Source organism: Clostridium sp. ETTB3 (assembly GCF_053571985.1).
On sequence record NZ_CP199832.1, the window covers coordinates 1,544,195 to 1,556,199 of the forward strand.

At 27.5% G+C, this 12,005-nt stretch carries 14 protein-coding genes; all 14 read right to left on the reverse strand.

The genetic code is table 11. The annotated features are described in order from the left end of the window. Positions 1–158 precede the first annotated feature (158 nt). Positions 159–1,853: a DNA repair protein RecN gene (gene recN, locus ACUN06_RS07615; RefSeq protein WP_440250127.1), complete on the reverse strand. Its 1,695-nt coding sequence runs from the start codon at positions 1,851–1,853 to the stop codon at positions 159–161. A gap of 19 nt (positions 1,854–1,872) precedes the next feature. After that, positions 1,873–2,322: an arginine repressor gene (locus tag ACUN06_RS07620; protein ID WP_291732403.1), complete on the reverse strand. Its 450-nt coding sequence runs from the start codon at positions 2,320–2,322 to the stop codon at positions 1,873–1,875. 40 nt (positions 2,323–2,362) lie between these two features. Further along, a complete protein-coding gene (locus ACUN06_RS07625) occupies positions 2,363–3,193 on the reverse strand; it encodes an NAD(+)/NADH kinase (RefSeq protein WP_291732401.1) in 831 nt (276 codons plus the stop codon). A gap of 45 nt (positions 3,194–3,238) precedes the next feature. Next, a complete protein-coding gene (locus ACUN06_RS07630) occupies positions 3,239–4,048 on the reverse strand; it encodes a TlyA family RNA methyltransferase (RefSeq protein WP_291732399.1) in 810 nt (269 codons plus the stop codon). A 1-nt stretch (position 4,049) separates the two neighbouring features. Next, positions 4,050–5,918 carry a 1-deoxy-D-xylulose-5-phosphate synthase gene (gene dxs, locus ACUN06_RS07635; protein WP_294124505.1) on the reverse strand — a complete coding sequence of 623 codons (1,869 nt, stop codon included), beginning with the start codon at positions 5,916–5,918 and terminating at the stop codon, positions 4,050–4,052. Positions 5,919–5,935: 17 nt separating this feature from the next. Continuing rightward, positions 5,936–6,805 (reverse strand): polyprenyl synthetase family protein, encoded by an 870-nt coding sequence (locus ACUN06_RS07640; protein WP_294397378.1) that lies wholly within the window; start codon positions 6,803–6,805, stop codon positions 5,936–5,938. Further along, complete coding sequence (gene xseB / locus ACUN06_RS07645; RefSeq protein WP_291732393.1) at positions 6,795–7,010, reverse strand: exodeoxyribonuclease VII small subunit; 216 nt, start codon at positions 7,008–7,010, stop codon at positions 6,795–6,797. The genes ACUN06_RS07640 and xseB overlap by 11 nt, the downstream gene beginning before the upstream one ends. Next, positions 6,988–8,223 (reverse strand): exodeoxyribonuclease VII large subunit, encoded by a 1,236-nt coding sequence (gene xseA / locus ACUN06_RS07650; protein ID WP_449389576.1) that lies wholly within the window; start codon positions 8,221–8,223, stop codon positions 6,988–6,990. Before xseA ends, xseB begins: the two co-directional genes overlap by 23 nt. Beyond that, a complete protein-coding gene (locus tag ACUN06_RS07655) occupies positions 8,213–9,061 on the reverse strand; it encodes a bifunctional 5,10-methylenetetrahydrofolate dehydrogenase/5,10-methenyltetrahydrofolate cyclohydrolase (RefSeq protein WP_449389577.1) in 849 nt (282 codons plus the stop codon). Before ACUN06_RS07655 ends, xseA begins: the two co-directional genes overlap by 11 nt. 25 nt (positions 9,062–9,086) lie before the next feature. Continuing rightward, positions 9,087–9,500, reverse strand: a complete 414-nt coding sequence (nusB, locus tag ACUN06_RS07660) for a transcription antitermination factor NusB (RefSeq protein ID WP_291732388.1) — start codon at positions 9,498–9,500, stop codon at positions 9,087–9,089. 249 nt (positions 9,501–9,749) lie between these two features. Further along, entirely contained in the window at positions 9,750–10,142 is a 393-nt protein-coding gene (locus ACUN06_RS07665) for an Asp23/Gls24 family envelope stress response protein (protein WP_291732387.1), read from the reverse strand. 85 nt (positions 10,143–10,227) lie between these two features. Then, the gene (locus ACUN06_RS07670) at positions 10,228–10,761 is read right to left on the reverse strand and encodes a SpoIIIAH-like family protein (RefSeq protein WP_291732384.1); all 534 of its coding nucleotides are present in this window, start codon (positions 10,759–10,761) and stop codon (positions 10,228–10,230) included. 37 nt (positions 10,762–10,798) lie between these two features. Further along, the gene (gene spoIIIAG, locus ACUN06_RS07675) at positions 10,799–11,410 is read right to left on the reverse strand and encodes a stage III sporulation protein AG (RefSeq protein ID WP_291732381.1); all 612 of its coding nucleotides are present in this window, start codon (positions 11,408–11,410) and stop codon (positions 10,799–10,801) included. A gap of 4 nt (positions 11,411–11,414) precedes the next feature. After that, positions 11,415–12,002, reverse strand: a complete 588-nt coding sequence (spoIIIAF, locus tag ACUN06_RS07680) for a stage III sporulation protein AF (protein ID WP_291732379.1) — start codon at positions 12,000–12,002, stop codon at positions 11,415–11,417. Positions 12,003–12,005: the final 3 nt, after the last annotated feature.

Sequence of the window (12,005 nt, forward strand, 5' to 3'; positions counted from 1 at the left end):
TTAATTTTCCCTCTCTACTTTCTTTATATGCTATAATAACTTTGTTAAGTTAGTTAAAAATTTATATGTAAATACATTTTCTATAAAAAAAATAAAACCATGATAAATTACCATGATTTTATTGTTTACAGTATTTATATCCATTATGTATATAAATATTAATTATTTTTAATTTCTTTTTTCTTTATTTCAGCAAAATTCACCATTTCTGATGCATTTTCGATTGTTACATCACTAATTTCATCTCCACCTACCATTTTTGCAATTTCTTTAATCTTTTCATCTTTATTTAACATTCTAATTCCAGTAAATGTTTTTCCATTTAACACCTCTTTAGAAACAAAATAATGACTATCTGAAAGTGCTGCAATTTGTGGTAAATGAGTAATACATAAAACTTGATGTTTTATAGATACTTCATACATTTTTTCACCTACACGTTTTCCTATAGTTCCACTTATACCTGTATCTATTTCATCAAAAATCAATGTAGGGATTTTATCCTTATCTACAAAAACACATTTTAATGCCAACATAATTCTTGAAAGTTCCCCACCAGATAATACCTTTTCTAAAGGCTTTAAAGGTTCTCCTGGATTTGCAGAAACTAAAAATTGTACTTCATCATATCCTCTGCTATTCATATTTTCAGTTAATACAACATCTATTTTTATTATTGCTTTTTCAAGTCCAACATAAGATAATTCTTCTTTTATCTTAATTTCTAATATTTCACTTGCTTCAACTCTTAAATCATGAAGTTTTTTTCCTATAATCTTCATTTTTGATTCAATTTTTTGTTGCTCTTCTTTTAGTTTATTTATAATTTCTTCACTATTTATTAGTTCATTATATTTTTCTTTTAAGTTTTTTAAATTATCTAATATTTCTTTTATTGAATTTCCATATTTCTTTTTGTATAAACTAATACTATAAATTCTCTCATTAATTTCAGCTAATCTATCTTCATCATATGTTATTTCACTGCCTATGTCTCTAATCTCCCTTGTAACATCTTCTAAATTATAAAAAGCTTCTTCAATTTGAACTTTCTTTTCTCTTATTACATCTGAGTGATTTTCAACTAAAGATAATTCAGAAATAACTTTTGATAATCCTTCCAATATAGAAATTCCCTCATTTGAAGAATTTAAATATCCATATGCTCTAACTAAACTATTAGAAATCTTTTCTGCATTAGCAAGCATATTAAATTCTTCTTTTAAATCTTCTTCTTCATTAACTTTTAAATTTGCTTTTTCTATATCTTCTATTTGAAATTTAATATAATCTGCTAATTTTTCTCTATCTTCATTGCCTTTTAATTCATTTATTTTTTCAGAATTTTCTATATATGTACGTCTTAATTCTTCATATTCATTAAGTAAATCCTTTATTTTATCATGATAAAATTCATCAACATATAAAATATGAGTTCCTTTATTAAGCAAATTTTGATTTTGATGTTGCCCATGAATATCTAAAAGCTTTTCTCTAATTTTTTTCAATTGAGATAAAACAATACTTCTATTATTAACTTTTATAATACTTTTACCATTTAAAGTTGTTTCTCTTCGAATTATAAGCATATCATCTTTTTCTATAGATAAATCATCTAACACTTCATATATTTCATCATTTTCTATAGAAAAAACAGCTTCAACCATTGTTTTATCTTCTCCATATCTTATTTGATCTTTAGAAAATTTTCCGCCTAATACATAATCTATTGTATCAATAAGAATTGATTTACCTGCACCAGTTTCTCCTGATAATATATTGAATCCCGCACCAAATTCAACTGATAATTCTTGAATCAACGCAAAATTTTTAATATTTAACTCAACTAGCATTATACCCCACCTTTAAAATCTAAGAAATCATTTTTCTTATCTTTGAAATAAGCTCTACAGCCTTCTCATCACTTCTAACTAATACAAAAATCGTATTATCTCCTGCAATAGTTCCTGCAACATCATTAGTATATAAACTATCTATTGCTTCTGCTGCAGCTGATGCTGCTCCAGTTAAAGTTTTTACAACAACAAATTTATCTACTTGTTCTACAGAAATTGCAGCATTTTTTAATATGCTATATAACTTATCATTAATATCTCTTTCTTCTTTTGTAGGTGCACTATATTTATATTTACCACTTTCACTTTGCATTTTTACTAATTTTAATAATTTTATATCTCTTGACACGGTTGCTTGTGTTACATCATATCCTTCAATCTTAAGTGCATCTGCTAATTCTTCTTGAGTTTCTATATCATTATTATTTATAATATCTAAAATTTGATTGTGTCTTTTAGATTTCAAATCAATCACCTTCTCTATATAAAAGTTTCTTCTTAACTTATTAGTTATCTAATATTTTTTGCCGTAAAACATTAAAATAATCATAATTATCAAATAATAAAATTTTTGCTATTTGTTTTGCCTTTTTTATTATTATAGATGTATTATCATTTATTTGTTTTGCTTCCTGTCCATCAAATGTTAAATAAATTTCTCCATTATAATTTTCAGCCTTTATAAGTATTTCACTGCTACTTTTTAAGACTATTGGCTGCATTCCCCTTGTATGAGGACATATAGGGGTTAAAATTATAACATCTACATCTGGATAAATAAATGGTCCTCCTGCAGAAAATGAATATCCTGTAGATCCTGTAGGAGTTGAAACTATTAATCCATCTCCCTTAAATCTATAGTAAAGCTTATTGTCTATAAACACTTCAAATTTAGCCATTCTTGATAATGTACCTCTTGCAATAACAACATCATTTAAAGCTTTACCCTTGTCATTATCATCTTGATTTAACATTGTACATTCTAAGAGAATTCTATTTTGAATAATATACTGTCCATTTTTAATCTTTTTTAATGCTTCACTAAAATCTTGTATTTCTATACTAGATAAAAAGCCTAAATTTCCAATATTTACTCCTAAAATTGGAACATCATACTTCCCATTAATATCTCTTGCTACACCTAATAATGTACCATCTCCACCTAATACTATTAACAAATCAAGCTTGTCTTGAAATCTGTATTTATTCATTTCATAACTATTTAACACTATAACCTTAGAATGTTTAAATACCGTTGTAATTTGAGACATTACTAAAGATAATATTTTTCCATCTTTATCTTTTGAAGGATTTAATGCTACTACAATATTTTTCATATTTCTCCCTTTAAAATCTTATACTATATACCTAAAGCCAGCTTTTTATAGCTGGCTATGTGATTCCTTTACAACTTCATCAATTTGACTCATTTCAAAAGATCCTTCTTTTTCTTTATCTTTAGTAAAGTATACTAGATATTCTCTATTTCCTTCAGGTCCCTTAATAGGTGAAAAACTTAATCCTAATATATTAAATTCATTTTCAATTAAAAAAGTTACTATTTTATTTACAACTTCTAAATGAACTTCTATATCTCTTACTACACCTTTTTTTCCTACCTTTTCTCTTCCAGCTTCAAACTGTGGCTTTATTAAAGCTACAACTTCACCCTTATCTCCTAAAAGATTTTTAACTGCAGGCATTATTGTTTTTAATGATATAAAAGATACATCTATTGATGCAAAATCTAATGGTACACCAATATCTTCTGGTGTTACATATCTTATATTTGTTCTTTCCATACAGACAACTCTTTCATCTGTTCTTAATTTCCATGCAAATTGCCCATAACCAACATCTACTGAAAAAACCTTATTTGCATGATTTTGAAGCATACAATCTGTAAATCCTCCTGTTGAAGCTCCAATATCCATGCATACTTTATTAGTAAGATCTATCCCAAAAGTATTCATTGCCTTTTCAAGTTTTAATCCTCCACGGCTTACATACTTAAGTTCTTCTCCTTTAAATACTATATCTGCATCAACACTAACCTTTTCACCAGCCTTATCTACTCTCTGTCCATCAACAAAAATAAGTCCTGCCATAATATTAGTTTTTGCTCTTTCTCTTGATGTGCAAATTCCTTTATCAACTAATAATACATCTAATCTTTCTTTTTTTGATGCCATATTATTCTCCTTTATTCATAATGTTTATAACACTTTTTTCTATTGATTTTGAATCTAATCCTGCATCTTTATATAATAAATCAATATCGCCATGAGGTATAAATTTATCACTATATCCTAAAGCTTTAAATTTACCTTTAAAATTTAATTTGCTAAGTTCCATTAAAACATAGCTTCCAAAGCCACCACATATACTATTATCTTCAATTGTAATAATGTTATATCCATCTTTCGTTAATTCTTTTAACATTTCTATATCTATAGGTTTTACAAAAGTTGCGCCTATAATTGTTGGGTTTATCCCTTGTTTATTTAAAGTTTTAGCTGCAATTACTGCATGTTGAATCATTTTACCAACTGCTATTATTGCAATTTTATCACCATTTATCATCTTTTCCCATTTCCCGTATTTTATTTCAGATAATGGTCTTATATCCTCAACACAATCTGTCCCCCTTGGATATCTTATAGCAATAGGTCTATTTTGATTTAATGCCCATTTTAACATTAAAGGCAACTCTTCTAAATGTTTAGGAGCTAAAATAGTCATATTAGGTATAGCTGATAAATAAGATAAATCAAAAACCCCTTGATGAGTTTCACCATCTTCTCCTACAATACCAGCTCTATCAATTGCAAATATTACAGGTAAATTTTGAATGCATACATCATGTATAATTTGATCATATCCCCTTTGTAAAAATGTAGAATATACTGCAAAAATAGGCTTTAATCCTGCACTTGCCATACCAGCTGCAAGAGTAACAGCATGTTGCTCAGCTATTCCTACATCAAAAAATCTATTTTTATATATATTTGCAAATTCCTTTAAGCCTGTACCATCTGGCATAGCAGCTGTAATAGCCACTATATCACTATCTTCCTTAGCAAATTCTATCATAGCATCACCAAATACTTTAGAATATGTTTTCTTTGGTGACATAAATGATTCTCCACTTTCTAAATCAAAAGGCGAAACTCCATGAAACTTATTTGGATTCTTTTCTGCAAATTCATATCCCTTTCCTTTTTGAGTGATAGTATGAATTATAACTGGTCCTTTTATTGACTTTGCCTTACTAAATACATCATTCATAAGTTCTATATCATGACCATCTATTGGACCAATATATTTAATTCCCATATTTTCAAATAACATTGGTTCAACTATTAAATGCTTTAAACTGTCTTTTACTCTATGTAAACATTGAACCACAGTTTTTCCTGCATCACTATGACTAAGTGTATTATTAATATCTTGCTTAAGCTTATTATATCCTGGTCCTACCCTAAGCTTATTTAAATGATTTGATAATGCCCCTACATTTTTAGAAATAGACATTTGATTATCATTTAAAACTATAATCATATTAGTTTTATTAAATCCAACATCATCAAGTGCTTCTAATGCCATTCCTCCAGTTAATGCCCCATCCCCTATAACTGCAATAACATTGTAGTTTTCTTTTTTTATATCTCTTGCTCTTGCAATTCCAAGGGCTGCTGATATTGATGTACTGCTATGACCTGTTCCAAATACATCATATTTGCTTTCGGTTATTTTAGGAAATCCACAAAGCCCTTTATACTTTCTTAATGTATCAAACCTATCTTTTCTTCCTGTTAATATTTTATGGACATAACTTTGATGTCCAACATCCCATACTATTTTATCTTCTTCAAAATTAAAGACTTTATATAAGCTAAGTGTTAATTCCACCACACCTAAATTTGAAGATAAATGACCCCCAGTTTTTGATACCTTATCTATTAAAAAGCTTCTTATTTCATCACTAAGCTCATTTAACTCTTTATCAGTTAAGGCATGAATGTCTGTTGGTGAATTTATATCCTCTAATAATTTTGACATAATTACCATTCCTTTGTTTAGTTTTCTCTATCCAAAAGTTTCTTAGTTAAAAACTTTAAAGCTTCTGTATCTACAGATAAGCTATCTAATATTTTAATGCTTTCATTTGTTAGCTTTTCGCACTCCTTAATGCAATAATCTAAACCATGCATTGTTATAAAATTAGTTTTATCATTTTCTTTATCACTTAATACATTTTTACCTAGTTTTTCCGTACTCCCAATGACATCTAATATATCATCCTTTATTTGAAATGCTAACCCTAATTTTTCTCCAAACTTTTCTAATAAATTAATATCTTCCTTTGGTGCATTTGCAAGTATTGCACCAGAAATTATTGAAACATTAATAAGTGCTCCAGTTTTTTTCATATGCATATATTTAAGTTCTTCTTCACTTATTTTCTTGCCTTCATTTATTATATCTACAACTTGCCCACCAATCATCCCTTCCGGTCCTGATGCTTCAGCTATTTTTTGTGCTGCCATTAAAGCTTCTTTTCCATGCTTTAATGAAAACTTCATCATTAAATTCATTGCTTCATTTAATAATGTATCACCAGCTAAAACTGCAATATCTTCACCATATACTTTATGATTAGTTGGTTTTCCTCTTCTTAAATCATCATTATCCATACAAGGTAAATCATCATGGATTAATGAATATGTATGAATCATTTCTATTGCTGCTGAAAACTCTATTATATCTTTCCAATTATTTTTATACATATTATAAGTTAATAACATAAGCAAAGGTCTTATTCTTTTACCACCTATATTAAGACTATAGCTTGCAGAGTCATATATTATTTTGTTAAAAGTGCCCTTATTTTTAAAATAATTTAATAGAAAGCTATTTATTTCACTTTTCATTTCATTAAACATCATTATCCCTCACTACTTCGGAATTTTCTTTTATTGTTAAAAATTTTCCTTCTAAAGTATCAAGGGTCTTATATAATTTATTAACTATTTTACTTCCTTTTTCATATTCTTTCATAGCATCCTCTAAACTTAATTCATCATTTTCTAAAGTAGATAAAATACCTTCTAAATTTTCAAGCATTTCATTATAACTTTCCTTCTTTGCCATGATAATTTCCCCCTCTTTCTACCGGAATAAAATTTCCCACAACATATCCATCTTCCATATAAATCTTAATTTTCTTTTTTTCATCAAAGAAATCTTTACTTTTTATTAGTTTATCATTTTCATCTTCTATTATAGCATAACTTCTTTTTAATATATTTATAGGATTATGCGCATTTAATATATTATTAAGTGAAAAAATCTTTTGTTTGTTGCTTTTTATTTTAAATGCCATAATTTTTTCAATCTTATCTTTTAAATTATCTATTTCCAAATATGCATTTGCAATTTTACTACTTGGTGAATTTAAACTTAAAACTTTTTCTAAGTTTTGAATTCTTCTTCTTTCATTAGATAATTTATTATCTATAATAAAGTTTAGTTTATTTTCATACTCATTAATTTCTCTATATAATTCATCTTCTAGAGGCACCACAATCTCAGCTGCTTGTGAAGGTGTTGCTGCTCTAAAATCTGCAACAAAATCTGATATCGTAAAGTCTACTTCATGTCCTACAGCAGATACTATAGGTAATTTTGAATTATAAATAGCTTTAGCTAACTCTTCTTCATTAAAATTCCATAATTCTTCAAGAGCTCCTCCGCCTCTTCCTATAATTATTATATCAACACTTTTTTTATTATTAAAATATTTAATTCCATCTATTACTGTTTTATATGCACCTTCTCCTTGCACTAAAGCAGGATAAAGTACAATATCTACTTTATTATTTCTTCTTCTTATAACATTGATTATATCACAAATAGCTGCACCTGTTTCTGATGTAACTACTCCAATTCTTTCTGGATTTTTAGGAAGGTTTTTTTTAACTTCTGCATTAAAATACCCCTCCCTACTTAACTTTTCTTTTAACCTTTCAAACCTTATGTGAAGTTCTCCAAGGCCCTCTTGTTGTATTGTATTACAGTATAACTGAAAGGTTCCATTAGCAGTATATACAGCTGCCCTTCCTGAAACAATTACAGCCATACCTTCCTTTAAAACAAAATCTAAATCATAGATTTTACTTTTAAACATAATACAATTAATTTTACTATTGTCATCTTTTAATGAAAAATAAATATGTCCACTTGAGTGATATTTTAAATTAGAAATTTCTCCCCTAACTGAAAGATTATTTAATATAAAATCATTATCTAATATTTTTTTTATATAATTATTAACTTCAGATACCGTTAAGGTTTTAATCCTCATATTTTTCTATAGCCTCACATGCATTTTTCATAAGTAAAGTAGTTGTAAGAGCTCCTACACCACCTGGAACTGGAGTTACAAATGAAGCTTTATCAATAACCTTATCAAAATCAACATCTCCAGTAATTTTACCTTGAACTGAATTTGTTCCTACATCTATAACTATAGCTCCCTCTTTAACAAAGCTATCATCTATAAACTTTGCTTTTCCAATTGCAACAACTAAAATGTCAGATCTTTTACATACTTCTCTTAAATTTTTTGTTTTTGAATGACACATTGTTACTGTACAGTTTTCTTTAAGTAATAAGGCACCTACTGGTTTACCAACTATATTACTTCTTCCTATAACAACTACATTCATTCCTTCTAAATTGATGTTCAAACTATTTAAAATAGTTACTACTGACTTAGGAGTACATGGCATAAAAGTTTCTTCTCCAATATATAACTTTCCTTGATTAACAAATGTTAAACAATCAATATCTTTCTTAGGAGATATAGATGAGATAATTTTTTTTTCATTAATATGCTTTGGTAATGGTAATTGAAGAATTATTCCACTAACACTTTTATCATTATTTAAAGCATCTATTTTATTTATTAATTCTTCTTCTACTATTTCTTCATTTAAATGAACCTTTTCAAATTCCATTCCTAGTGATATGGCTACCTTTTCTTGATTATTTAAATAAAAAATTGATCCACCATCATTTCCAACTAATATTGATGCTACTTTAGGAGTGCTTAGCCCTTTTAATTTTCTATCATTAACAAATGCTTTAATTTCCTCTTTTATTCCTAAAGCAATTTCCTTGCCATCTATTCTTTTACCCATTTTGCCCCTCCAAATTTAAAAATTCTTATTGTTCTAATGTTGTTTTTAATATTTTATCTAATACACCATTAATAAAAGATGAACTCTTATCATCTGAATATTTTTTAGTTAATTCAACAGCTTCATTTATTGCAGCTCCACCTGGTACATCTTCTATAAATAGCATTTCTCCTACTGCTAATCTTAAAATTGTTAAGTTTACCTTTGAAATTCTATCTAATTTCCAATTTACTAATGAGCTTAAAATTTTGTCATCAATTGTACCTAAATTATCAGTAACTACTTTTACAACATTTTTTATGTATTCAACATCTATAGTTTTTAAGTCCATTTCATAATCTTCAATAAATGTTTCTATAGTTTCATCATAACTATTTTTGCTTAATTCCATACTAAAAAGCAGCTCCATTGCTTTTTCTCTTGATTTTTGTCTTTTCATAATTTCCTCCTAGGTATGTAATGTAAATAATTTCATTATAAACTTATACTATATTAATTAAACATATGTATATTACAATATTATCTTATTTCTGTCTATAAAAATAATTTTTCATATTTTATTTTACAATTATTAAATGTATTTATTTAACATTTTTATTGTATACATTGAGAAAGGGGCTGTCGCACTAAAACTTTTATACACAATATATTGTAGTATTTATTCTTAATGCGACATCCCCTCTTTTAATTACACTTCTTTTTCTGCTTCTTGTTGTTCTTGCTTTGGAACATATATGTTTTGAACATTAACATTTACCTTGTCAACTTTCAATCCAGTCATAGCCTCAACAGTTCTTTTTACATTTTCTTGAACTGAAGCTACTACCTCTGGAATTCTCATTCCATACTCTACAGCTACATTTAATTCAATAATAGCTTTATCTTCTTCTAATGTAACTTTTACAGCCTTACCACTAGAAGCTTTTTTCCCTTTTAAAATTTGTGATATGTTACTTGAAACACCATGTGGGATTTCAACAATTCCTTGAATTTCATCTGCAGCTATTCCTGCTATAACACTTACAACTTCATCAGAAATCTTAACAATTCCTATTGCTGATTCATTGTTTACATTTTCCATGACCTTAACCTCCTAAAGGTTTATCTAGTTAAACCTACCTTTACTTATGTTCATTATAACAAAAGAGTTACTATTTTACAATGTATTATTTCATTGCAGTAACATCTACATCACTTAATGTAGTAATATCTTCAACTATCTTTTTAATTGATGCTGAATCTTCTTCAGACAAAGTTTCATTTACTTTTACATAAACCTTAACATTTCCATTTTCATTAATCATACATAAAGAATCTTCATATCCCTTATTTCTTATTTCAGATTCAACTCTACTTTCTTGATCATTCATTTTTGCTTTTTCTACTAATGCATTGTTTGCTGCATCTTTAGATTCTTGTGATGCATTTGCATCTTCAGTAATTGCTTTCATATCTGCTACATATTTCTCATCTTGTTGTTCCTTTGTTAATCTCATACTATAAAAATACTCTGTTGTACTTAATGTTTCATCTGTTGATGTTTCACTTTCACTTGATTTATTGGTACTGTTTTGTTCTAATACAGCTTCTAAGCTTGTTGGATCATTTAATCCATTTTTATTTAACTTCATTGATAATACACCCACACATACTATCAAGGCCATTAGTGTAAAGATAATCCCAAATTGTTTTTTTGTCATTTTTAATTCCTCCCATACATTTATATAACATTATATGCTATTCCTTCATTGGATATACGTTAACTTGCTCTAAACTTATATCATATAATTTAGATACAGCCTTTTGAATGTTGTACTTAATTTCACTACTTTTAGCACCTTCTGCAACTATAAGCACTCCTGTAACTGCTGGTTTATATGTTTTGGTTATAAATGGTTCACTTGAATTTGAATCACTTTTCATAACTACAGTTGTACCTTCTGTTTCTTGCTTTGTAAGCCTTGTACCTCCATTTGTATCCTCCTCTTGAGTTTCTGATGTTTGAGTACTTGAATTTGTTGCTGGCACTTGCGTTTCTCCACTTTCAAAATGAATAGTTACTACTACTTGACCTACCCCACTCATTTTAGAAAGTATATCTTCTAATTGTTTCTTTTGATCTTCCTCATAACTTAACAATTCCTTTGATGTCATTCCTCCATCATTTGTAGAAACTTCTTGTGCCCCCTTTGGTGCATTATTTTTATCAGATACATTGCTATCATTTCCTAAAAAATTACTTACTGCTAACCAAAGAAATATAATAACTAATAAAACAATTAAACAATTAACAAACTTTTTATTTTGGAACATTTTATTCATATCTTTATTTAGCTTATCTTTATCCATAACCTTATCCTCCCATACTGTATAATTTTATTTTCTCTATAGGTATTTTAAAAAGTTCTGATAAATAGTTTTTTATTTCTTCTTCATTATCAATTTTTTCATTATTTGATACAGCTTCTTCACTTTCATCATTTACATTAATTCTTATTTTATCTACAAGCCTTATACCATTTTCCCTTACACCAACTTCTAAACTATCTATACTATAAGTCATATCACTTAAATTTATATTGCATTTTATATCTGACTTAAAATCCTTATCTGAAAACTTCTCTTTTAATAAATTATCACAGTTACTATTTAAATTACTTTTAAAGGCCTCTTTTTGCTTTTCTATTACTTCTTTAGATTCACCTTCATTTGTAACTCCTAAATTCAACATATCTTCATATCTTTTTATTCTATTAATCACCTCTTGTTCTCCACCAGTAAAAAATTTAATTATTGGATTTATCATTACTGAAATCAATATAAGTCCTAATACAAACTTAATATACTTTTTCATAGAGTTATCTGGGGCAATTATCTCTATAGCTGTCATAAAAATCATGGTTGCCACTAAAGTAATAATAAAATTATTTAAGTATTCCATCTC

Excerpts from the sequence above, each read along its gene's own strand:
- ACUN06_RS07640 (WP_294397378.1), bottom strand. The coding sequence starts at position 6,805 with ATGATGTTTAATGAAATGAAAAGTGAAATAAATAGCTTTCTATTAAAT.
- nusB (WP_291732388.1), bottom strand. The coding sequence starts at position 9,500 with ATGAAAAGACAAAAATCAAGAGAAAAAGCAATGGAGCTGCTTTTTAGT.
- ACUN06_RS07625 (WP_291732401.1), bottom strand. The coding sequence starts at position 3,193 with ATGAAAAATATTGTAGTAGCATTAAATCCTTCAAAAGATAAAGATGGA.
- spoIIIAG (WP_291732381.1), bottom strand. The coding sequence starts at position 11,410 with ATGGATAAAGATAAGCTAAATAAAGATATGAATAAAATGTTCCAAAAT.
- xseB (WP_291732393.1), bottom strand. The coding sequence starts at position 7,010 with ATGGCAAAGAAGGAAAGTTATAATGAAATGCTTGAAAATTTAGAAGGT.
- ACUN06_RS07630 (WP_291732399.1), bottom strand. The coding sequence starts at position 4,048 with ATGGCATCAAAAAAAGAAAGATTAGATGTATTATTAGTTGATAAAGGA.
- dxs (WP_294124505.1), bottom strand. The coding sequence starts at position 5,918 with ATGTCAAAATTATTAGAGGATATAAATTCACCAACAGACATTCATGCC.
- xseA (WP_449389576.1), bottom strand. The coding sequence starts at position 8,223 with ATGAGGATTAAAACCTTAACGGTATCTGAAGTTAATAATTATATAAAA.
- ACUN06_RS07670 (WP_291732384.1), bottom strand. The coding sequence starts at position 10,761 with ATGACAAAAAAACAATTTGGGATTATCTTTACACTAATGGCCTTGATA.
- ACUN06_RS07655 (WP_449389577.1), bottom strand. The coding sequence starts at position 9,061 with ATGGGTAAAAGAATAGATGGCAAGGAAATTGCTTTAGGAATAAAAGAG.
- ACUN06_RS07665 (WP_291732387.1), bottom strand. The coding sequence starts at position 10,142 with ATGGAAAATGTAAACAATGAATCAGCAATAGGAATTGTTAAGATTTCT.
- recN (WP_440250127.1), bottom strand. The coding sequence starts at position 1,853 with ATGCTAGTTGAGTTAAATATTAAAAATTTTGCGTTGATTCAAGAATTA.
- spoIIIAF (WP_291732379.1), bottom strand. The coding sequence starts at position 12,002 with ATGGAATACTTAAATAATTTTATTATTACTTTAGTGGCAACCATGATT.